The 22,425-nt window shown below is 68.6% G+C and carries 20 protein-coding genes; 11 read left to right on the plus strand and 9 right to left on the minus strand.

Annotated features, from left to right (window positions below; genetic code table 11):
* Positions 1-4: 4 nt before the first annotated feature.
* Positions 5-1,309, minus strand: coding sequence for an aspartate--tRNA(Asn) ligase (gene aspS / locus B9H04_RS09290; protein ID WP_049932605.1), 1,305 nt, complete (start codon positions 1,307-1,309; stop codon positions 5-7).
* A gap of 549 nt (positions 1,310-1,858) precedes the next feature.
* Between aspS and B9H04_RS09295 the strand changes: the two genes are divergently transcribed.
* Positions 1,859-2,182, plus strand: coding sequence for a hypothetical protein (locus B9H04_RS09295; protein WP_085682637.1), 324 nt, complete (start codon positions 1,859-1,861; stop codon positions 2,180-2,182).
* 28 nt (positions 2,183-2,210) lie between these two features.
* Here B9H04_RS09295 and larC read toward each other — a convergent pair whose 3' ends face one another.
* Positions 2,211-3,587: a nickel pincer cofactor biosynthesis protein LarC gene (gene larC, locus B9H04_RS09300; RefSeq protein WP_049932601.1), complete on the minus strand. Its 1,377-nt coding sequence runs from the start codon at positions 3,585-3,587 to the stop codon at positions 2,211-2,213.
* Between the two features lie 72 nt (positions 3,588-3,659).
* Positions 3,660-3,848 carry a hypothetical protein gene (locus B9H04_RS09305; protein ID WP_049932599.1) on the minus strand — a complete coding sequence of 63 codons (189 nt, stop codon included), beginning with the start codon at positions 3,846-3,848 and terminating at the stop codon, positions 3,660-3,662.
* A 222-nt stretch (positions 3,849-4,070) separates the two neighbouring features.
* Between B9H04_RS09305 and B9H04_RS09310 the strand changes: the two genes are divergently transcribed.
* From B9H04_RS09310 to B9H04_RS09325, 4 genes are all read left to right on the plus strand, one after another.
* A complete protein-coding gene (locus B9H04_RS09310; RefSeq protein ID WP_085682638.1) occupies positions 4,071-6,293 on the plus strand; it encodes a CDC48 family AAA ATPase in 2,223 nt (740 codons plus the stop codon).
* 60 nt (positions 6,294-6,353) lie between these two features.
* Positions 6,354-6,584, plus strand: coding sequence for a hypothetical protein (locus B9H04_RS09315; RefSeq protein WP_049932596.1), 231 nt, complete (start codon positions 6,354-6,356; stop codon positions 6,582-6,584).
* 81 nt (positions 6,585-6,665) lie between these two features.
* Positions 6,666-7,199 (plus strand): DUF5815 family protein, encoded by a 534-nt coding sequence (locus B9H04_RS09320; protein WP_049932594.1) that lies wholly within the window; start codon positions 6,666-6,668, stop codon positions 7,197-7,199.
* 136 nt (positions 7,200-7,335) lie between these two features.
* On the plus strand, positions 7,336-7,560 hold the full coding sequence (locus tag B9H04_RS09325; RefSeq protein ID WP_049932592.1) for a hypothetical protein: 225 nt from the start codon (positions 7,336-7,338) through the stop codon (positions 7,558-7,560).
* Positions 7,561-7,633: 73 nt separating this feature from the next.
* On the opposite strand, the gene B9H04_RS09330 is transcribed toward B9H04_RS09325, so the two are convergent.
* Positions 7,634-8,644, minus strand: coding sequence for a hypothetical protein (locus B9H04_RS09330; protein ID WP_049932590.1), 1,011 nt, complete (start codon positions 8,642-8,644; stop codon positions 7,634-7,636).
* A gap of 242 nt (positions 8,645-8,886) precedes the next feature.
* Here B9H04_RS09330 and carB point away from each other — a divergent pair, with 242 nt between their 5' ends.
* Entirely contained in the window at positions 8,887-12,117 is a 3,231-nt protein-coding gene (carB, locus tag B9H04_RS09335) for a carbamoyl-phosphate synthase large subunit (protein WP_049932589.1), read from the plus strand.
* Between the two features lie 155 nt (positions 12,118-12,272).
* A complete protein-coding gene (locus tag B9H04_RS09340) occupies positions 12,273-13,421 on the plus strand; it encodes a signal peptidase I (protein ID WP_049932587.1) in 1,149 nt (382 codons plus the stop codon).
* Positions 13,422-13,429: 8 nt separating this feature from the next.
* On the opposite strand, the gene B9H04_RS18100 is transcribed toward B9H04_RS09340, so the two are convergent.
* The 3 genes from B9H04_RS18100 to tafA all read right to left on the minus strand — a co-directional run bounded on the left by B9H04_RS18100 (position 13,430) and on the right by tafA (position 15,886).
* Positions 13,430-14,437: a hypothetical protein gene (locus B9H04_RS18100; protein ID WP_139835075.1), complete on the minus strand. Its 1,008-nt coding sequence runs from the start codon at positions 14,435-14,437 to the stop codon at positions 13,430-13,432.
* The gene (locus B9H04_RS09350; protein WP_049932584.1) at positions 14,427-14,999 is read right to left on the minus strand and encodes a DUF7344 domain-containing protein; all 573 of its coding nucleotides are present in this window, start codon (positions 14,997-14,999) and stop codon (positions 14,427-14,429) included. The genes B9H04_RS18100 and B9H04_RS09350 overlap by 11 nt, the downstream gene beginning before the upstream one ends.
* Positions 15,000-15,136: 137 nt before the next feature.
* Complete coding sequence (gene tafA / locus B9H04_RS09355; RefSeq protein ID WP_049932582.1) at positions 15,137-15,886, minus strand: fimbrial protein TafA; 750 nt, start codon at positions 15,884-15,886, stop codon at positions 15,137-15,139.
* A 263-nt stretch (positions 15,887-16,149) separates the two neighbouring features.
* Between tafA and B9H04_RS09360 the strand changes: the two genes are divergently transcribed.
* A complete protein-coding gene (locus B9H04_RS09360) occupies positions 16,150-17,544 on the plus strand; it encodes a hypothetical protein (protein WP_085682639.1) in 1,395 nt (464 codons plus the stop codon).
* A gap of 31 nt (positions 17,545-17,575) precedes the next feature.
* On the opposite strand, the gene B9H04_RS09365 is transcribed toward B9H04_RS09360, so the two are convergent.
* Positions 17,576-18,169 carry a nitrous oxide reductase accessory protein NosL gene (locus tag B9H04_RS09365; RefSeq protein WP_085682640.1) on the minus strand — a complete coding sequence of 198 codons (594 nt, stop codon included), beginning with the start codon at positions 18,167-18,169 and terminating at the stop codon, positions 17,576-17,578.
* Positions 18,170-18,273: 104 nt separating this feature from the next.
* On the opposite strand from B9H04_RS09365, the gene B9H04_RS09370 reads away from it, so the two are divergent.
* From B9H04_RS09370 to B9H04_RS09380, 3 genes are read left to right on the plus strand one after another with little or no spacing between them, the layout of a single operon-like run.
* Positions 18,274-20,298, plus strand: a complete 2,025-nt coding sequence (locus B9H04_RS09370; protein ID WP_085682641.1) for a NosD domain-containing protein — start codon at positions 18,274-18,276, stop codon at positions 20,296-20,298.
* Positions 20,295-21,089: an ABC transporter ATP-binding protein gene (locus B9H04_RS09375; protein WP_049932575.1), complete on the plus strand. Its 795-nt coding sequence runs from the start codon at positions 20,295-20,297 to the stop codon at positions 21,087-21,089. The genes B9H04_RS09370 and B9H04_RS09375 overlap by 4 nt, the downstream gene beginning before the upstream one ends.
* Positions 21,086-21,949, plus strand: coding sequence for a hypothetical protein (locus B9H04_RS09380; RefSeq protein WP_049932573.1), 864 nt, complete (start codon positions 21,086-21,088; stop codon positions 21,947-21,949). Before B9H04_RS09375 ends, B9H04_RS09380 begins: the two co-directional genes overlap by 4 nt.
* 42 nt (positions 21,950-21,991) lie before the next feature.
* On the opposite strand, the gene B9H04_RS09385 is transcribed toward B9H04_RS09380, so the two are convergent.
* Positions 21,992-22,345 (minus strand): DUF7471 family protein, encoded by a 354-nt coding sequence (locus B9H04_RS09385; protein ID WP_085682642.1) that lies wholly within the window; start codon positions 22,343-22,345, stop codon positions 21,992-21,994.
* Positions 22,346-22,425 lie beyond the last annotated feature (80 nt).

A 22,425-nucleotide genomic window follows, 5' to 3' on the forward strand; every position in this document is an offset into this window, starting at 1 on the left:
CCGACTACGGCTCCAGCCGGTTGGGGTCGCGCGGGAACATGATCGCCTCCTTGATGTTGTCGAGGTCGGCGACCTTCTGGACGAGGCGGTCGATACCGAGCCCGTAGCCGCCGTGGGGGGGCGTGCCGTAGCTCAGCGCCTCGATGTAGAACTCGAAGTTCGCGGTCTCGACGCCCTCCGCCTCCATGACCTCGACCATGCGCTCGACGTCGTGTTCGCGCTGGCCGCCCGAGGAGAGCTCTTGGCCCTTGTAGATGAGGTCGAACTTCCGGGAGGCGATCTCGTCGTCCGGCACGTCCTGCATGTAGTAGAACTTCTCGTCGGGGTAGCCGACGACGAAGAACGCCGGATGCCCCTGCTCCTCGAAGTGCTCGCCGAGCAGCTTCTCGCCCTTCGTGTCGAGGTCCGTCGGGTCGTCGGGGAAGTGGCCGAACTCGGTTTCGAGGATGTCGAGCGCCTCGTCGAAGGTGATCCGCGGGAAGTCGTCCTCGGGGACCTCCAGGTCCACGTCGAGAAGGTCGAGTTCGCGCTCGGCGTTCTCGGCGACCTCGCGGAGCGCGTAGCGCAGCGACTCCTCTTGGACGTCCATCACGTCGTCGTGGTCGTCGATGTAGGCCAGCTCCACGTCGAACATCGCGATCTCGGAGACGTGGCGAGAGGTGGCGAAGTCCTCGGCGCGGAACGCGGTCCCCGTCTCGTAGACGGCCTCGTAGCCCGAGGCCATCAGCATCTGCTTGTACAGCTGTGGGCTCTGCGAGAGGAACGCGTCCTGGTTGTAGTAGAGGATCGGGAACAGCTCGGCGCCGCCCTCAGCGCCGCCCTTCGAGATCAGCGGCGTCTTGATGTCGACGTACCCCTCGGCTTCGAACCACTCCTCCATCGCGGTGATCAGCTCGGAGCGCAGAGTGAACACCGCCAGCGTCTCCGGCTTCCGGAGGTCGAGCGCGCGGTTGTCGAGCCGGGTCGAGAGATCGACCTCGATGTCCTTCGAGATCTCCAGCGGGAGCGGGGACTCCGCCTCGTCGATGACCTCGTACTTGGTCGGCGCGATCTCGACGCCCCCGGGCGCCTGATCGCTCTCCAGCGGTTCGCCGACGACGCGGACAACGTCCTCGGCGCCGACGTCCTGAACGGCCTCGAACAGCTCGGGCTCGCGCTCCTCTTTGAAGACGATCTGGATGAGCCCCTCGCGGTCCCGCACGATGAGGAACACGAGGCCCCCTAGGTCGCGGATCTCGTGGACGTGGCCGGCGATGGCGACCTCGTCCGCGTCCGGTTCGACGTCCGACGTGTGAATTCGCTCGATCATGGCGGTGACTGCTTACGCGCAACTGGTCGGGCGGCCGGCATAGGCCTGTCGTCTCGGGGGCGACTGAACGGGTCGCCCGCGGCCGCTCCGGCGGATTATCGGCGGCTTCCGGACCGAATTAGCCATGTCATGAGGTAGCATAACTAACATAATTTTAATACGAAACCGGTACTGAGGTTGGACGACGGCGCATTCAGCGCCTCGGAGACCGACCATGACCCGTTCCACCCTCCCGACGCTCGTGCGGTCCGTGAGCGTCGCGTCCCTCGGGTGGATCGGGATCGGGTATTCGGCTCCGAACTCACGGTCCGTCCGCCCGACCGCGTGACGCGCGTCGGCTGGGGAGGTTTCCCCGCGGGACGGACCACACCCGTTCTCTCCAGCCGCCGCGTTCGTCGCGCGGGTCGAACCGGACGACCGTTGCCCTCGCGAGCGCTGCCGCCGGCGACCTCGCCGCCGGCGCGTTCGAGGCCGCGGACCGGTCGCGTTCCGGGTTGCGACCCCGGGCGGCCGACCGACCGCACCGCGTTCGACTCGCGGCGGGGGCGTATGGCGGCAGCCATCCACACGCCGTCGGTCGAGGCCACGGTGGCCGTCCGCGTCTCGCAGGCGGCCACCGGCGACCTCGTCGCCGGCGCACGAGCACAGATCGAGCGAATCGACGGCCTCCGCGTCGAGGAGATCGAGATCGCCGGCCTCCGTCCCGGCCTCAACGACACCACGGTCGAGGCGGTCGCCACCCTCGCGGTCGGCGAGGAGGCGGGCCTCAACGAGGACGCCGAGGAGTTCGTCGTCGATCGCGTCCGCGAGCGCCTCGCCGACGGCTTCGGCGTCGACCCCGAGCGCGTCGAGCGGGTCGAGCCCCCCGACTGACGGGGGTGCCGGGGCGTCACCTCCCGGCCTATTCTCGCGGGAGCTGCTCCCGCACCTCGGCTTCGACGCGGCGAAGCACCTCGCGGATCGGGAGGCCGGTCGCCTCCGCGACCGCGGCCGCGTCGTCGTACTCCCCGCTGACGTCGTACACCTCCCCGTCGGTCGTCGAGGCGACCTTCACGTCAACCTCGTGGTCCTCGCCGTCGACCCGGAGCGTCGCCGTCTCGAACGCGCGGTCGGCGATCCAGCGGTGGCTCGCGCCGGACTGGCGCACCCCGAGCGTTCCCGTCTCGCGGGCGAGGCGCTCGGCGACGGCCTCGGCGTCCGCCGGCTTACAGATCACCTTCACGAGGTGTCCCGGGCGCGACTTCTTCATCGTCGTCGGGACGATCGTCACGTCCCGCGCCCCGGCCCGCGAGAGCGTCTCCTGAAGCCCGCCGAGCACCTCCGGCGCGGCGTCGTCGAGGTTCGTCTCCAGGATGGCGATGTCGTCGTGTGCGAGCCGTCCGTCGACGGGCTGCCCGGCTCGGGCTCGGTCATCGTCGCGTTTCTCGCGGTCGCCGTCAGGTCCGGGTTCTCTCCCGTCGCCGACGAGCGCGCGGAGGACGTTCGGGTGGCGCTCGAAGTCGGCGTCGCCCGCGCCATAGCCCGCGCGTTCGACCGCGAGGTCCGGGACCGCGTCGAAGCCGTCGGCGACCGCTCCCAGTATCGCCGCGCCGGTCGGCGTGAGCAGTTCGCGGTCGATCGGCCCGCCGGCGATCCGGAACCCGGCCCGGCTCGCGATCTCGGTCGTCGCCGGGGCCGGGACGGGGTACGTCCCGTGGCTCATCTCGACCGTCCCCCCGCCGGCGGCGACCGGCGTCGTGACGACTCGCTCGGGACCGAGGTCGGCGAGCAGCAGCGCGGCGCCGACCACGTCGGCGATCGCGTCGTCCGCGCCCACCTCATGGAAGTGCGTCTCGTCGAGGTCGGTGCCGTGGACCGACGCCTCGGCGCGGCCGAGCAGCTCGAAGGCGTCGAGCGCGGTCGACTCGACGGCCGGCGGAAGGCCCATCGACTCGACCAGATCGACCACTTCGCGGTAGCTCCGGTGGACGCCGGCCCCCTCGGCCGGTTCGTCAGATCCGGAGGTGCTCGGATCGTTGTCGGGGCCGTGGTCGTGGCCGTGGCTGTGGTCGTGGCCGTGGTCGTGGTCTCCGTCGGTCTCGACCGTCCTGTCATCGACGAGGACATCGACCGTCGTCGCGCGGATCCCGTTCTTCTCGACCTCGCCGACGGCGTACCGGACCGGAAGCGCGTCGCTCACGGGGGCGAGCGCGTCGGGGTCCGCCCCGGCGGCGATCAGCGCGGCGCAGATCATGTCGCCGGCGGCCCCGGTCCGACCGTCGAAGACGAGCGTTCGCATGCTGGTTCCGACGCGACTGCCGGACAAATACCTCCGGATTCGATCGCGGGCGGGCGGCGAGGCTCGGGCGAGTTACACCCCTTGGCCGGCCGCGAACAGGTACAGTTCGCCGATCACCAGCAGCGCCACCACCGCGAGCGGGACGGCCAGAATCCCGGCGACGCCGAGCGCGTACAGCGCCGCCCCGACGAGCGCGCCGGCGACGAGGAAGGCGAGCCGAGCGAGGAGGGACCGCATTGGGCCGGAGAGGGAGTCGAACACGGCCGAAAGTCACCTCGGACGGGCAAAAAACGTCCGTTGCGGCCGCCGCAGATCCACGGCGAAAACGCACGCTTACGACGAGGTTTTAAGAACGGACGCCTAACCGTGCTATATGATAACACAACCTGCCGCGGCCGCCGACAGATCGGTGCGGAGCGGCGGCACGGGCAACAGGCTTATTCCCGGACCGGGTCCAGATACGACCATCCCCCGCGAGGAACTATGAACGAAGTCCAACTCGAAGTGGCGAAGGCGTACCCGAACGACTCGGGGCGCGGCATCGCCCGACTCGACCCCGATACCCTGTTACATCTGAAGCTCTCGCCCGGCGACATCATCGAGATCGAGGGCGCGGAGACCACCGCGGCGAAGGTCTGGCGCGCCGACCGCCAGGACTGGAACACCGACACCGTCAGGGTGGACGGGTTTACCCGCCAGAACGCGGACGTCGGCATCGGCGAGCGCGTCACCATCCGGAAGGCGGAGGCCGAGAAGGCCGACAAGCTCGTCTTGGCCCCGCCCGAGGAGGCGTCCGTCCAGTTCGGCTCCGACGCCGCCGGCATGGTGAAACGCCAGATCCTCAAGCGGCCGGTCGTCGAGCGCGACATCGTCCCCGTGATGTCGTCGACGAACCACCCGTTCATGCGGTCGCCCGGGCAGGCAATCCCGCTGATCGCAGTCGAGACGGAGCCCGATGGCGTCTGTCTCATCACGGAGGACACCGAGGTCGAGCTGCGCGAGGAGCCGATCTCCGGGTTCGAGAAGACCGGGGGCGGAATTACGTACGAGGACATCGGCGGCCTCCAGTCGGAGATCCAGCGCGTCCGCGAGATGGTCGAGCTGCCGATGAAACACCCGCAGATCTTCTCGAAGCTCGGGATCGAGCCGCCGCAGGGCGTCCTGCTCCACGGCCCGCCCGGCACCGGGAAGACGCTGCTCGCGAAGGCGGTCGCCAACGAGACTTCGGCGTCGTTCTTCTCGATCGCCGGCCCCGAGATCATCTCGAAGTACTACGGCGAGTCCGAACAACAGCTCAGGGAGATATTCGAGGACGCGAAGGAGGAGTCGCCCTCGATCATCTTCATCGACGAGCTCGACTCGATCGCGCCGAAACGGGAGGACGTCACCGGCGAGGTCGAGCGCCGCGTCGTCGCGCAGCTGCTGACGATGATGGACGGGCTGGAGACCCGCGGGCAGGTAATCGTCATCGGCGCGACGAACCGTGTCGACAGCGTCGACCCCGCGCTCCGCCGCCCCGGGCGCTTCGACCGCGAGATCGAGATCGGCGTCCCGGACGAGGTCGGCCGCAAGGAGATCCTCCAGATCCACACCCGCGGGATGCCGCTCTCGGACGACGTGAGCCTCGACCACCTCGCCGACGAGACGCACGGCTTCGTCGGCGCCGACATCGAGAGCCTCACGAAGGAGGCCGCGATGAAAGCGCTCCGGCGCTACCTCCCCGAGATCGACTTAGACGAAGAGGAGGTGCCGCCGAGCCTCATCGACCGGATGATCGTCAAGCGCGACGACTTCTCGGGCGCGCTGAACGAGGTGGAGCCGTCGGCGATGCGAGAGGTGCTCGTCGAGCTCCCGAAGATATCTTGGGACAACGTCGGCGGACTCGAAGAGGCCAAACAGCAGGTCCAGGAGTCGGTCGAGTGGCCGCTCACCTCTCCCGAGAAGTTCGACCGGATGGGCGTCGACGCGCCGAAGGGCGTGCTGCTGTACGGCCCGCCCGGGACGGGGAAGACCCTGATGGCGAAGGCGGTCGCCAACGAGACGAACGCGAACTTCATCTCGGTGCGGGGGCCGCAGCTGCTCTCGAAGTGGGTCGGCGAGTCTGAGAAGGCGATCCGGCAGACCTTCCGGAAGGCCCGGCAGGTGAGCCCGACGATCATCTTCTTCGACGAGCTCGACAGCCTCGCGCCCTCGCGCGGCCAGGAGATGGGGAACAACGTCTCCGAGCGCGTCGTCAATCAGCTCCTGACGGAGCTCGACGGCCTCGAAGACATGGGCGACGTGATGGTGATCGGCGCCACGAACCGCCCGGACATGATCGACCCCGCGCTGCTCCGCTCCGGCCGGTTCGACCGGCTCGTGATGATCGGCCAGCCCGCTCAGGAGGGCCGCGAGCAGATCCTCGACATCCACACCGAGAACACGCCGCCCGCGCCCGCCGTGAGCCTGCGTGAGGCCGCCGAGATCACTGACGGCTACGTCCGCTCCGACCTGGAGGGGATCGCCCGCGAGGCCGCCATCGAGGCCCTGCGCGACGACGACGACGCCGAGGAGGTCGAGATGAAGCACTTCCGGCGCGCCATGGAGTCGGTGCGGCCGACGATAAACGACGACATCCTCGCGTACTACGAGGATGTCAGAGAGCAGTTCAAGGGCGGCGGCGGCGAGTCGCTGCGCGACACCGGCGGTCGGATCGGGTTCCAGTAACGCGGCCGGCGGTCGATCTCCTGCGGGGACGTTTTGAGTGTCGCGCGCGTAGCGATGCTCATGTCCGACGACGTGACCGTCGACGTGGAGGTCGAGGTGGAGGTCGACCGGGACGAACTGGAGATCGAGCGCGACGACGCCGAGTCGATCGAGGCGACCTACGAGGCGAACGGGATCGAGATCGAGGTCGAAGCGGAGGTGGAGACGGACGGCGGAGACGGCGAGTCCGCCGAAGAGGAGGACGAATCCGCCGAGAGCGGCGGAGAATCCGGCTACGAGGACTCCGAGTAGCGGGCGTCGAGTCGCCGCCGCTCCCCCCGGCGCACCGACCCGTTCCGCTCCTTTTAACCTCGCCAGCGACCAAAGAGAGCTATGTCCAAGCCCCGCGTCCCCGGCGGCGACGAGAACGCGCTGGAGCTACCCTGCGGGGAGACGATCGGCGTCGGCGAACTGGACCTCGGGATGCGCGAGTACGAGTGCGACTGCGGCGAGACCCACGCAGTCGTGATGGACGTCCATCCCCCGGAGCGGTTCCTCCCCGACTTCTTGGTCGAGGTGCTCCGGGAGGCGATCGAAACGACCAGCGAGGAGATGCCGGAGTTCGACACGCCGCACCTCCTCGGCGTCGTCTTGGAGGAGTTCCCCGGGGCGGTCGTCTCGCACGACGCCAGCGAGAACGCCGACGTGGGGTACGCGATGGTGTGGGTGACCGAGTTCGACTCCCGCCGGCTCCACGAGGTCGTCGTCGAACTGGTGGTTGAACTGATGGAGCACGCCGTGAGCCACGCCGACGACGACGAGGCGCTGTCGGCGTTCGAACGAGAGATGGTCGAGTTCGACGTGAGCGAGTTCGTCGAGCAGTACCGCGCGGAGCGCGACCTCGAAGCCGAAGACCCCTACGCCTGAGCGTCGGACTCACCGCGGTGACGACCGCGAGAATCGCTCAGCCCCCAGAACGCGGCCGCTTCGATGCCTGCGTCTGACAGTCGTCCGACTCCTGTCTCACTGAACCCTATATGTTCGGAGACCCTACGTAAGACGTATGAGCGCCGGCGAATACGACCGGTACGACCGAATTCGCGGCGTGCTCGCCGAGGCCGACGAGCCGCTGACCGCCCGGGAGATCCTCGCGCTCGTCGAGGAGTGCGACGAGTGCGAGGCGATCGACAGCCCGCACAGGGTCGCCACCGTGTTAGGGCGACGGGCCGAGCGCGGCGAGGTCGAGGTCATCGCGGGCCAACCGTACCGGTACCGGCTGGAGACCTGAGGGGCGGCCGGAGGCCCGGAAGGCAACTGTCCGCGGCCGGGCGTGCGATCGTTCGGCTGAGCCCGCGAGCGTGCTACGGCGTCACGATGAGATCGAACCGATAGACGCCGTCACGGTACTCGACGACGACGTTCCGGAAGTCGACGCGCTCCTCGTAGCTGTCGATCGGTTCGAGGTCCTCGGCGATACCGAGCGCGCCGAGGGCCTCGCTGAGTTCGTCCGAGGGCGGCGCACCCTCCTCGTAGCGGCGGGGCTCCTCGGCGATCGCACCGTCAAAGACCCCTTGAGCGGCCTGCGAGAGCCCGGCGTCGGTGAGATTGCGCTCGACGATGGCGTCGCGCGCGTACGCGATAAAATCGGCCCGCGAGTCGCTGACCTCGCCGATCGCGTACGTCCACTCCGGGACTTCGACGGTCCGGCGCTCCGTCACGGCCTGGAAGTACTCGTCCTCGTACTCGACGAACTCGAACGGGGGCGAGGGGACGAGGGCGCTCGCATCGGCGTCGAGCCTGTGATGGAACTCGACGGTCTGTAGCTCGTCGAACTCCGGGTCCCCGAGGAAGCCGTCGTTGCCCGCGTACACGGCGTCGAGCGCCGCGTCGAGCACGCGCTCGTCCTGGTCGGAGAGGTCGAAGGGCGGTTCCGCGACCGCCGCGCCGTCGGGCGGCGTCTCGTCGACCCGGTCGAGCGCGAAGTGCCAGCGCTCGCGTTCGAGGACGCGCTCGTCGGTGATCCGGACCTCGTAGAAGGTCTCGTCCCGGCGGAGGAACGTCGGCCGCGGGCGCGTCTCGGTCCCCCACTCGTCTCGACCGACCAGCGGCCACTGTCTAACGGTCACCGTCCCGGTCTCGAACAGCGCGGAGAGGGACGCGGTCTTGGCTTCGGTCGTGAAGTCGACGCGGGTGGTGGCGTCGATGACCGTGGGATCGGGCCACAGGTAGGGGGGTCCGATCGACGAGAGGTCCAGTTCGTCCCCGATGAGGGCGTACGAGTCGAGGCTGCCGGGGCTCAGGCACCCGGCCGTCGCGGCGGTCGCGCCGGCGGTGCCGAGCAGTTGGAGGGCACGGCGGCGGGAACAGGGCATGTCGTCCGGGAGTTCCCGACATCTCGGTAAATTCCTTGCGATGGGCGGCACAGGCCGTTACGCCGGCGGTGACGCGTCGTACGAGCCGGGCGTCGTGACTCGGTTCCTGACGGCGGTGTCGGCTATCGTGAGATGTCGTAACACTCACCGTGATACGGAATAGCTTGCGAAAATCGCAAATCTACTGCGAGATTCGTACTCTACCGCCGACCTTATTACGATGAGCGTATTCCGTCCGCGTAATGAGCGAAGACCGCACGATTCTCCTTATCGGCAGCGGACCGATCCAGATCGGACAGGCGGCCGAGTTCGACTACTCCGGCGCACAGGCGTGCCGCGCCCTACAGGAGGAGGGCGCCCGCGTCGTCCTAGTGAACTCGAACCCCGCGACGATCATGACCGACCCCGAGACGGCCGACCGGGTGTACATCGAGCCGATCACGCCCGAGGCGATCGCGGAGGTCATCCGGATCGAGGAGCCGGACGGCGTCATCGCCGGGCTCGGCGGACAGACGGGGCTCAACGTCACCGCCGAGCTCGCCGAGGAGGGCATTCTGGAGGAACACGACGTCGAGGTGATGGGGACGCCGCTCGACACCATCTACGCGACGGAGGACCGCGACCTGTTCCGCCGGCGGATGGAGGACCTCGGCCAGCCGGTCCCCAAGTCGACGACCATCTCCTTAGACGAGGGCGAGTCGGTCACCGACTTCGACGAGGCGGCGTTCCGGGGGCGCGTCCAGGAGGCTGTCGACGCGGTCGGCGGCCTCCCGGTCATCGCCCGGACCACCTACACCCTCGGCGGCTCCGGCTCCGGGGTCGTCGACGAGTTCGAGGAGCTCGTCGAGCGCGTCCGCAAGGGGCTCCGCCTCTCGCGCAACAGCGAGGTCCTCGTCACCGAGTCCATCTCGGGGTGGGTCGAACTGGAGTACGAGGTGATGCGGGACGCCGACGACTCCTGTATCATCATCTGTAACATGGAGAACATCGACCCGATGGGGATCCACACCGGCGAGTCGACGGTGGTCACCCCCTCGCAGGTCATCCCCGACGACGGCCACCAGGAGATGCGCGACGCGGCGCTCGAAGTGATCCGCGACCTCGGCATTCAGGGCGGCTGTAACATCCAGTTCGCGTGGCACGACGACGGCACCCCGGGCGGCGAGTACCGCGTCGTCGAGGTGAACCCGCGCGTCTCGCGGTCCTCCGCGCTCGCGTCGAAGGCGACGGGCTACCCGATCGCCCGCGTCACTGCGAAGGTCGCGCTCGGAAAGCGGCTCCACGAGATCGACAACGAGATCACCGGCGAGACGACCGCCGCCTTCGAGCCCGCCATCGACTACGTGGTGACGAAGGTGCCGCGCTGGCCGATCGACAAGTTCGACGACGTGGACTTCGAGCTCGGCACGGCGATGAAGTCCACCGGCGAGGCGATGTCGATCGGGCGGACGTTCGAGGAGAGCATGGTGAAGGCGCTGCGCTCCTCCGAGTACGACCCCGCCGTCGACTTCGAGACGGTGAGCGACGACGAGCTAGAGTCGGAGTACCTCGAACGTCCGAGCCCGGACCGCCCGTACGCGATGTTCGAGGCGTTCGACCGCGGCTACGACGTCGACGACGTGATCGACCTCACCGGCATCCACCGCTGGTACGTCGAGCGCTTCGAGCGCATCGCCGCCGGGACCGCGGCGGCCGCCGAGGGCGACTTCACCGAGGCCGCGATGGTCGGCCGCACCGACGCGGAGATCGCGGCGACCGCCGCCGCCGCCGGCGTCGACGCCGACGTGGGGCAGGTCGAGAGCGCGGTGCCGGACCGGACTTACAAGCAGGTCGACACCTGCGCGGGCGAGTTCGAGGCTTCGACGCCGTACTACTACTCCGCGCGGCTGCCGGAGTTCCTCCGGGGCGCCGACACCGCGGGCGCGGCGAACGAGGTCCGCGTCGACCCCGACGTGGAGAGCGTCGTGGTCGTCGGCGGCGGCCCGATCCGCATCGGACAGGGCGTGGAGTTCGACTACTGCGCGGTCCACGCGGTGCGCGCGCTCCGCGAGCTCGGCATCGACGCGCACGTGATCAACAACAACCCCGAGACGGTGTCGACGGACTACGACACCTCCGACGGGCTGTTCTTCGAGCCCATCTCCGCCGAGGAGGTCGCCGACGTGATCGAGACGACCGGCGCCGACGGCGTGATGGTCCAGTTCGGCGGGCAGACCTCGGTGAACGTGGGCGAACCGCTTCAGGCGGAGATCGAGCGCCGCGGGCTCGACTGCGAGATCCTGGGGACGAGCGTCGAGGCGATGGACCTAGCGGAGGACCGCGACCGGTTCAACGTCCTGATGGACGAACTGGGCGTCGCCCAGCCCGAGGGCGGCACCGCGACGAGCGAGGCGGAGGCGCTCGAACTGGCCCACGGGATCGGCTACCCGGTCCTCGTTCGCCCCTCCTACGTGCTGGGCGGGCGCGCGATGCGCGTCGTCGAGGACGACGCGGAGTTAGAGGAGTACATCGAGGAGGCGGTCCGTGTCTCCCCCGACAAGCCGATCCTCGTCGACCAGTTCCTCGACGACGCGGTCGAGCTGGACGTCGACGCGGTCGCGGACGGCGAGGACGTGCTCCTCGGCGGCGTGATGGAACACGTCGAGAGCGCCGGCGTCCACTCGGGCGACTCCGCGTGCATGATTCCGCCGCGCTCGCTCGGCGACGAGACGCTGGGCCGGGTCCGCGAGGTCACCGAGGATATCGCCCGCGCGCTCGACACGGTCGGACTGCTCAACGTCCAACTCGCGGTGACGGGGGTCGACGACCCCGACGCCGAGAGCGAGGTGTACGTGCTGGAGGCGAACCCGCGCTCCTCGCGGACCGTCCCGTTCGTCTCGAAGGCGACGGGCGTCCCCATCGCCAAGCTCGCGGCGAAGGTGATGACCGACGACCTGACGCTCGCCGACCTCGACGCCGCCGAGCAGATCCCCGAACACCGCAGCGTGAAGGAGGTCGTCCTCCCGTTCGACCGGCTGCCGGGGTCGGACCCGCGGCTCGGCCCCGAGATGAAGTCCACCGGCGAGGTGATGGGCACGGCCACCTCCTTCGGCAAGGCGTACGACAAGGCGCAGGACTCGACCGGGAAGCCGATCCCCGAGTCCGGCACAGCCGTCGTCGACCTCTCGGCCGAGGAGTTCCCGGACCCGGGCACCGAGGCGGGCGAGGCGCTCGTCGACGGGTACGCGGCGCACTTCGAGCTGAGCGAGGCGACGGACCTGATCGAGGCGGCCAAGCGCGGCGAGCTCGACCTCATCGTCTCGCGGCAGCGCGACCTGCTGGAGGTCGCCGTCGAGGAGGAGATCACCTACTTCTCGACGCACGCCTCCGCGAAGGCGGCGCTCGAAGCCCTCGACCGCGCGGGCGACGACCTCGACGTGATGGCGGTCTCCGACCGGCCGAAGCGCGTCGAGCAGTGGGGCGCCGCGGAGTAGCGGGCGGACTCCACGCGGCCGGAGTGCGTGCTCGTGGACAGGAGCGATTCCGTGACGTTCGGAGCGAGCGCGCCCGGCGGCGCTGAGGGCCGCGCTCCCACGGGCCGGCGCTCCGCATTCGACGTTTTAAGTCCCGACACTTCGTCGGTATGAGCATGTCACGGCAGACGGCGGGAGACGCGATCGCCGTCGTGTCCGTGTTAGTCGTCGTCGTGATCGTTGCCGGCCAGCTCGCCGGGCAGCCGGTCCTTCTCGGGTACGTTACCTCCGGAAGCATGGCGCCGACGCTGGAGGCCGGAGACGGGTTCGTCGCCGTGCCGGCGTCGGCGTCGGGACCCGTCGAGGAAGGGGACGTCGTCGTCTTCGAAGCGATCGAACTCGACGGGGGCGGGACGACGACGCACCGAGTCGTCGGAGCGACGCCGGACGGCTATCTCACGAAGGGAGACAACAACCCCTTTCGGGATCAGGACGGCGACGAACCCCCGGTGACCGAGGACCGGATCGTCGCAACGGCGCTCCAAGTGAACGGAGAAGTCGTCCGAATTCCGGGGCTGGGGACCGCGATCACCGGCGTCCGAGACGTGGCCGCGGGCGCCGTGGTCGGGGTGACAGCCGCAGTCGGTCTCGACTGGTCGCCGGGTCAAAACGGGCTCAGCGGGCTGTTCATCGGCCTCGGTCTCGCGCTGCTGCTGTTCATCTTCGTCGACGACCTCCGGAACGCCGGTCGGCGGGCTCAGAGCCGAGACCGGTCCCGGGGCGACGACGGGCTCGACGCTCGCTGGGTCGCGCTCCTCCTGGCGCTGTTGATACTCGTACCGGCCAACGCCGCGATGATCGCTCCTAGCGGCACGCATCACGTGACCGTCGACGGCGGCGACCTCCCGGCCGGGACGCTCCCGGGCGACCGAGTGGAGAACGAGTTCACCGCGGAGAACAACGGGCTCATCACGATGCTCGTCGTGCTCGAAACGACCCATCCGGAGAGCGAGTTCGACCGGACTCAGCTGGCCGTTCCGCGGGGAGAGTCGGTGACTGCGACGCTGTCGACGACCGCTCCGGGATCCGGAGAACGCGCGACGGTCACGGTCTCGGAACACCGGTACTTCCTCGTGGTTCCGCCCTCACTGATCCTCCGGCTCCACTCGATCCATCCGGCCGTCGCGGTCGGCGCGTTCAACCTACTCGTCCTCGGGAGCATCGCCACGCTGCTGGGGGCGCTCCTCGGCTCCGGATCGAGGCGGGTTCGAGAACGGAGACGCGGCGCGTCGCTGAGCGTTCAGCTCCGGCGACTGTTCAAGTAGCTGAGCGGTCAGGAGGTCGAGTTCTGAGTGGGTTTCAGTTCGAAGTAATCGATTTCGGCTTTTTTATTATTTCCACTACTCGTCATTCTGAAAATGAGATACAACTTAATTTGTTTCAAGGGGTCGATTTTCTCTTCGTTCAATTCGAATTCGAACCTGTTCAACCCTTTCTTCAGCTTGTCTTTTTTACCCTTACCTGCCCCAGTCAGTGGGTTCTTGTCGCCGTCGACTACATCGACAACCCAATCTCCACCAGGTGGACTGTCGGAGACAGCGACATCAAGCACGTACTTCTCGCTCTCCGGTACGGGTGGGAGAGCGAACCCGATGTTCGCCTCATCTATACTATTACCACCCATATTAGATTCACTTTGAAGTATCGCATAGGGATCATTCGGATCATTCTCATTCCTTTGGTTCAGCCTTTCGGGGTTCAACACTTCGCCTTTTGCGTCGTTTCCCGGTGGGATGTCCGAATTATCTGTATTCCCCGAATTGTCTCGATAATTAGCGGAATCACCGTAGTCATAAGATTCTGTACCACAATCAAATGAAATTCTATTGTTAGTAGTACGCGTCGCAGTGATAGTCTGGTCATCATTATCTAACTCAAATAATAGTTTAAGGAAATCATCGTTGAACGTGGTCGGTTCATTTGGGCACGCTGCTTTCACTGAGAAAGAATTGGGACTCTCCTCGTCTTCGACCACTTCGATCCGGACCGAATCGTTTCCGCTGCCTGTGGTTCCCGAGACAGAGACACGATTAATATTGAACTCACCGACGCCATCTTCGATTACATACACCTCCTCGCCGTCAGTTGAATCGACGGTGCCCGCGTTGCCGGAAACGTCGACGAACCGTAGCACGGCATCCTCGCCGTCGCCCGTATTAACCGTTACATCCCGATTCGAGGTGATCTGCGTCGACCCGCCGGTACCGAACAGCATGAAGCCGCCGCCGCTCACGAGTGAGCCGACGGCGGCGCGTCGCGTCCACTTCTTGTTATCGCCCATCTCTGAGCTCCGGCGGTTTTCCGTCGCTGCCGAGATTCATCTCCCGGTTCTGGTAGGCGTGGAACGCCGCGGAGGCGGTGAACAACGCCGCGATTATCCCAGCCCACGCGAGGCTCGGTATCGATTCCGGAAAGACGCCGACCCAGACGGCCGCGACGAGACTCAGCGACACCGCACCGAGGCCGAGGTAGTACTCGGCCCACGGGATCGAGTCCCCGGGCACGACGTCGACGTACACGTCGAGGTCCCGCGCCTCCTCGGTCAGCTCGATCGTCCCGCTGTCGTGCGTGATGATGCCCGCGCGCTCTAACTTCGGGATGTGGTTCTGCTGTATCGAACTGTACGCGAGGTGCCGTTCGCCAGAGGTAATCTCGGAGACCGACTTGCCGTTCTCCCACGCCGCCACCTGTTCGGCGACATCAGAGAGCTCCGTGGTGCCGTCTTCGTTCTTAATCGCGTGGAGGGAGTAGCGTCTTCGTGGATTGCTTAATATTTCATAAATTTCGTTCCGTGAGAGCGAGGAAGGGTGCTGTTCTCCGGCACCAACTTGATCGGTGCTCATTGGCGCCTCGTAACCGCTGATAACTGACTGCTAATGTAAAGAGGCATACTATTCACTTACGATCTTATAAGTTGTCCAACGACTAAAAGGAAACGCTCCAGATAAGAATAGTTTATACTGGTGCTGAAAGGGTCGAATTAGCTGCTGCCGCTGATCCTGATCAGCAGGTCCTCTGTCTCCCTGCTCGCCTCTCCGGCCTGAACATCGCCACTGAGCGTCACGTTACCGGAACCGGTGAAGCTCGGACTGTTGCTTACGTTATTTCCGTTGACGTTCGTGAGCAGTCCCTCGTCGACGTCCCCTTTCGCGAACGTGACATCAACGTCACCGTTTCTCACGACGCCGAAGAGCTCGCTTTCACTGAGGTTCGAGTTCGGTGGCAGTTTGCGATCTTCCGGTCCGAAGACGATAGTCACGTCGTTGGCGACGAGACTGACGTAACTCCGGTCAATGCTATCGTTATCGTACGTGTCATCGAGCGCCGGGTACAGCGATCGGCCGTCGAACTCCGTTCCCTCTGTGTCTTTCACCGTGACGAAATCCGACGCCGTGTTCACGAGAACGTCAGCAGAACCGTCGTTCCCGATAATCTGGCTCGAGATATCGTCTTCAACGTCTTGGATCGACTCATCGTTGTCGTCGCCATCGATATCGGTAGTATCATCTGCGGCCGTGGCGTCATCGTCGGGATTCACACTTCCGGGTGAATTGTTCAGATGGATGATCCCGTCAGCCCGGAACTCGCCACCGAGAACATTAACCTCCACCTCGCGCTGCGCCTCGACCGTGGTGAACGCTCCCGACCCGAACGCCGCACCGGTTCCGACGCCGATCATCCCGATGGCCCCCAACACGCTTCTGCGATTCAGCTTCATTGTTACGTCCATCCATTGGCTAGGTACCCACTTACTATTAGGCCGCGTTAGCCGGGTTCAGGCGGTCATTGAAGCCGGTGGACGGCTCTAACGCCCCCGGTTAGCCGAGTCAATGCGACGCTGAAGCGGCTAACGCAGTTCACTACTAACACCCTCGGTGACCTATCCACGAGCGTGAGCGAACGGGCCGCGCCGACGAGAGCGACGACGCCGAGTAGCCTCGGCCCTGTCGTCGCGCGGCGAGGCTCGACCCGGACGGCGAACTCGGTGGGAACATGAACCGCGCCCTCGTCGTGCTCGCGGTGCTCGTCGTCCTGCTCGGCGGCGGCGTCGCGACCACCGGCTCGTTTACCGACGGCGACGAGGTCGCGACCGACTCGGGCGTCTACCTGTCGCCCGCCGACAGCGAGAACGCCGACAGGTACGTCGCGTACGATGGCGCCGGAGAGCTGCGTCTCCGCTTCGGATCGGTCCCGCCGGACGCGCGGACGAGCGTCGACGACCTGTTTCTCGTCGGGTTCGCCGGCCACGAGGGCGACGACTCCGCCACGACGGTCGAGATCGACGCCGACGCCGAGGGCGTGACGCTGTACCGGATGGACACCGGCGAGCGAGTCACCGGCGGCGAGATAACGCTTGAGCCGGAGGCGTCCGTCACGCTCGGCGCGACCGTCCCGCCGACGGTCGGGAGCTACACGGAGAGCGTCCGCTTCACCGTCGACGTCCCCGAAGACGACACCGGATCCGATCCGGGTGACGGCACCGGCGGTGGCACCGGCGGACCGAGCGATAGCGGTGACGACGGCGGCGGACCAGACGATAGCGGTAACGGCGACGGCGGACCAGACGATAGCGGTAACGGCGACGGCGGACCAGACGATAGCGGTAACGGCGACGGCGGACCAGACGATAGCGGTGACGGCGACGGCGGACCAGACGATAGCGGTGACGGCGACGGCGGACCAGACGATAGCGGTAACGGCGACGGCGGACCAGCCGATAGCGGTGACGGCGACGGCACTGGCGGCAACGACGGTGGGACCGGGAGGGGCAGCGGTGGCGACAGCGCCGGAGACGGTGACAGTGGGACCGGAAGTGACGGCGGCGACGACGGCACTGGCGACGATGGCACCGGCGACGACGGCACTAGTGGTAGTGGCAGCGGGACCGACGGTGGCGACAGCGGAACGGGCGGTGACGCCGACAGCGGTGCGGACGGGGCCGAGGCCGGGTCCGACGGGGCAGACGGCGACTCCGACGCCGGGGACGGGACTGACGACGGCGAGGCGGACGGTACCGCCAACGATGTCTCCGACTCGGCAGAGGGCGATCCGACGGCCGAGCCGGCCGGTGGTCAGTTCGAGCTGTTACCCGTCGAGTGGTCCCTGTTCGCGGGCTTCCTCGCCGGGCTCTCGAACTACCTCGTCCAGACCCGAATCAGGGACGTGGTACCGGCGTTGAAGACCGAACGGTCGGAGCGCAGGGCACGCCTCCGGAGCATCCTCGTCCGCGAGGCGGTGATCACGCTGGCCGTGATAGCGCTCACCGTGCTGGTAGCGAGCGTGCTCTCCAGCGCCGGCGTCACCGGCACGCCGCAACTCGTCGCGACGTTGGCCTTCTCGGCCGTCGTCGGCGGCGTGTCCGGCGTCAGAGGGCTCCCGAGAATCTGAGCTCACCCTCCGGATGAACCGGTATCCGACCCTACAGCGCCTCAAGCGTCGCGCGGTCCACCTCGGTGGCGGGCATCGCCTCGCCGCCGTACTCCGCGACGAAGTCCTCCCCGTCGTCCTCGTCGGTGAACGGGACCAAGTCCGGCCCCATCGCGCCGATCACCTCGCTGCGCGCGACGACCGTGAGGGTCGTCTCGCGGGCGAACGCCTCGCTTTCGACGTGCGAGGAAAACATCGTGTCGCCGCCCTCCTCGAACACCTCCTGGTCGACCGCCGAGTAGTCGGTGAGGAAGGTCGCGACCGGCGTCCGTCCCGCGTCCGCCGCGTCGAACCGGTAGGTGTACGTACAGGTGCCGCTACAGAACTGCGCCGGGCGCCCGCCCTCCGGCTCGTCGTCCTCGAAGTGGACCTGCCCGACCGTTCCGGGGTGGTCCGCGACGATCATCCCGCACTGGTCGCAGGCTTGGTCGTCGTCGATCGAGACGGGGGACACGGACTCTGACCCTCCGCCGGCACAGCCGGCGACCGCGGCGGCGCCGCCGGCGGCGAGTCCGGCGAGCAGGCGTCGCCGCGGGATGTTCTCGCGTCGGTCGGGTGCGCTCGTCGGCTGGTTGTCGCTCGTCATAGTTGTATTTGGAATACCGGGCTATTAGCCCCTCTGGACGCGTTCAACGGTTCGTTCGAGGAACGAACCAGACGTTCTAAGGCGCTGCCGATCGAAGCGGACGCGTGGCAGTTTTCGACCCCGCTACCGCCCGGTCGCGTCGCCTCCGGCTCGCGCTCCTCGGGCTCGTCGCGCTCGCCGCGGTCGCGACCGCGGGCGCGTTCGCCGCGGACCCGAGCGAGTCGGTACCCGAGCCGGTGCGGTTCGACGACGCGGTCGAGCTGGGGCTCTCCTCGGAGACGGACGCGCTGATGGCCGGCGACGCGACGCTCCCGCGCGTCCAGGTGTTCTACTCGCAGCTCCAGTACGTCGTCGGGTACAACGGGATCGCCTCGTTCGTCGACTCGCGCCGCGATGGGCGGACGGAGCGCCAGTTCGGCTATCCGCTCGTCGCGTACGTCGAGACGTTCGACCATCGGGACCCGGGCACGACCGAGTCGGGGCTGTTCGCCGCGGGCGGCGCGGGCGGCTGGACGCCCGTCGGAGAAGCGCGGTACGTGGTCGACAGCGACGCGCGGACGCCGGCCGGGCCGGTCGTCGTCCCATTCGCGAGCCGCGACGCCGCGGCGGCGTTCGCCGACGAACACGGCGGCTCCGTCGTCGGCTGGGCGGCGGTCCGAAGTCGGTCGTTCGACGTCGACTCCGCGGCGACCGTGCGGGCGCTCGCCCCGGACCGCTGGCGGACGGCGAACGACCGGATCGCCGCGGCGGAGCGGCGCGCGGACCGCCCGGCCTCCGTCGTCGTCGGCGAGGACGCCCCCACGATCGGCGCCGCGGTCGCGGCCGCGCCGCCGAACACGACGGTCCGCGTCCCGCCCGGGACCTACGAGGAGACCGTGACGGTGAACCGGTCCGTGACGATCGCCGGCGCGGGCAGCGGCACCGGCCCCGGAGCGACCCGCGTCGTCGGCGACGGGAACGGGTCCGTGATCACCGTTCACGCGCGCGACGTGGCGGTCACGGGGCTGCGGATCGCGGGCACGGGGAACCGCGCCCGCGACCCGGAGGCGGCCCGCGCGTCCCGCGAGAGCGAGGGCGGGACGTGGGACACGAACATCCAGCTTGGCTACGGCTACGGCGACGCCGGGATCAAGGCGGTCGGCGCGCCCGGGCTCGTCGTCGACGACGTCGCCGTCGACACGGAGGCGAGCGGGATCCTGTTGCGCGACGGGTCGCACGCGACCGCGAGCGGACTCCTCGTCGAGGGGACCGACGAGTGGCAGGACGGGTTCATGGGCGTCGCCGGGATGAAGTCGCGCGTCACCGTCACCAACAGCCGGTTCGAGGGCGGACGCGACGGGATCTACCTCCACCGCGCCGACGGCTCGATCGTGCGGAACTCGACGTTCGTCGACAACCGGTACGGGACGCACCTCATGTACACCGGCGACGCGCTGGTCGCGGACAACGCCTTCCGGAACGAGCTGTTCGCCGGAGTCACCGTGATGACGCGGCCGGCCGGCCACGCGATCGTCGGCAACGACGTCCGCAACTCCAGCGCGGGGATCCAGGCGTCCGGCACGCGGACGTACGTCGGGTACAACACGCGGGTCGGGAACGAGCTCGGCTTCTCGACGAGCGCCCGGGGGTCGCTGTACGAACACAACGTCGTCGTCGACAACGAGCTCGGCGCGCGAGCGACGACCGTGGTCCCCTCCAGCCGGGTCGTCGCAAACGACTTCGTCGGCAACGGCGACCACGCCACGGCCGGGGCCGGGGCGCTCCGCGTGTGGGCCGACGGCGACCGCGGGAACTACTGGGACGGCGCGAGCGTCGGCCCGCACGCTCCCGGGAGCCGGGCGTATCGCCCGACTTCGCCCGTGGACGCCGCGCTCCACCGCCACGTGAGCGCGGCCGCGGTGCGCGAGTCGCCCGCGGCGCGGCTGCTCGACGCCCTCCGGGGGACCGTCCCCGGCGCCCGCTCGGGGAGCATCATCGACCCCGCGCCGGCGGCCGCGCCGTACCACCCCGAGCGGGTCGACGCGGTCACCGGTGCGGGCGCCGACGCCGACGGACCGGTCCGAGCGGACTGGCGGGCCGCCGGCGAGCCCGCCGGAAACGCCACGGCGACCGCGGAGGGGTCGGCGTGAGCGAGCCGACGCTCGCGGCCGTCGACGGCGTCACCCGAACCTACGGCGGCGTCCCGGTCCTCGATGGCGTCTCGCTGTCGGTCGAGGCCGGCGTCACCGCCGTCGTCGGCCCCAACGGGTCCGGCAAGTCGACGCTCCTCGGGATCCTCTCGGGCGCCGTCGAGCCCACCGCGGGGAGCGTCCGGTACCCCGAGGGCGGCCCGCGCGCCGGGTCCGAGAAGCACGTCGGGTACCTGCCGCAGCGGGTGCCGTTCCGCGACGGGTTCACCGCCCGGGAGACGCTCGGGTTCTACGCGGCGCTGGCGGGCGGCGACCCGGACGCGGCGCTGGCCGGCGTCGGGCTGTCCGACGCGGCCGGAAAGCGGGTGGGAGCCCTCTCGGGCGGGATGCGGCGACTGCTCGGGATCGCGCAGGCGACGCTCGGCGACCCGGACGTGGTCGTCCTCGACGAGCCGACGAGCGGGCTCGACCCGGAGATGCGGGAGCGGGCCTTCCGGGCGGCGGCCCGCGCGGGCGACGACGCCGCCGTCGTCGTCAGCTCGCACGACCTCGACCTCGTCGACGCGCACGCGGACGCCGTCGTCGTCCTCCGTCGCGGTCGGGTCGCCGCGGCGGGGGCGCGCGGCCGGCTCCTCGATGACCACGGGGTCGACGGCGTCGCCGAGCTGTACCGCGCGGTCGCGGGCGGCGCCGAGTCGCCGGCCTCGCCCGCCGAAAGCGAGTCAGCGGACGACGGAGAGGGGGGTCGGGACGACGGCGAGGTCCACGTCACGGGGGTGTCAGAGCGATGAACCGGCGACTTGGCGGGGTCTGGGTCGTCTTCCGCCGTGAACTGGCCACGGTGCGGCGGACGCCCGGGTACGCCGTCCTCGCGGTCGGCCTCCTAGTCGTCCTCGGCGGGCTCGTCGCGGTCGGCGGCGGCGGCGCGACCGGGTTCGTGCCCGCGGTCGTCGACCTCCTCTTACCGACCGAAGTGTTGGTGCCGCTGCTGGCGGTCGTGCTCGGCTACCGCGCGCTGTTCGCCGACGCGGCGAGCGGGGAGCTCGGCGTGATCCGGACGTGCCCGGTGAGCGCGGCCGGGTACGTCGTCGGCGTGCTGCTCGCGCGGACGGCCGCGCTCGTCGTCCTCGTCGGCGGGCCGTTCGCGCTCGTCGGCGCGTACGTGTGGCTCACCGCCGCGCCGGACACGGGGATCTTCGCGACGCACTCGGGCGTCGACTCGCCGGTGCTGTTCCTCCGCTTCCTCGCGCTCGTCGTCCCGTTCGGCGCGGCGTACCTCTCGCTGTCGGCTGCGGTGTCGACGATCGCGACGACCCGGCGGAGCGCGTTCGCGCTCGGCCTCCTCGCGCTGCTCGCCGGCGTCCTCGGCGGCGACCTCGCGGTGCTCCGGTCGCTGTCGGCCGGGGCGTCGCCGAGCGGGATCGCCGGCTCGCTCGCCCTCTCGCCGAACGGGGCGTTCAGGGGACTCGTCTTCGAGCACGTCATCGGCGTCTCCTTCGCGCCGGAGGGCGGGTTCGTCGACACCGGGCGGGCGGTGGCCTCGCTCGTCGGGTGGACCGTCGTCGGGGGCGTCGCGGCCGTCGCCGCCATCGCGCTCGGTCCCCGCGTCGACGTCGCGGTCGAGCACCTCCGCGCGCGGCTCGACCGATGAGCCGGTCGGTCGAATCGACTTGAAGCAAGCCGGCCGGTCGACTCACTTCGAGGCCGCGTCGTCGCCGATCGCCCCGGGCGCGTGGGCGTACACCGCGTAGAGGACGAGCGCCGCGATCAGGAAGTCGAGGCTGTGCGCGAGGAGGTGGTGGCCCGGCATCGGCACGACCCCGAGGACGGTCCCGACGCCCACCACCGAGCGGGCCAAGAGCGCGCCGACGGCGAGGGAGATCAGTCGGTACTGCGCTCGGCGGCGGCGGCGGTACGCGGCGAGGCTGACGGCGAAGAGGAGGCTCGTCCCGAGTCCGGCGGCGACCACGACCGCCAGGATCGGGAGCGATCCCTCCACGGACCAGCCGGCGAGCGTCGTCACCTCCCCCGGGATCGACTGCGTCACGGGTCGCCCTTGGGAGGGGACGGATAAGAAGACGTTCCCGTTCGCCGTTCCCAGACGGGGGGACCGCACGAGCGCCTTTT

Source organism: Halorubrum ezzemoulense DSM 17463 (assembly GCF_002114285.1).
Lineage (GTDB): Archaea > Halobacteriota > Halobacteria > Halobacteriales > Haloferacaceae > Halorubrum > Halorubrum ezzemoulense.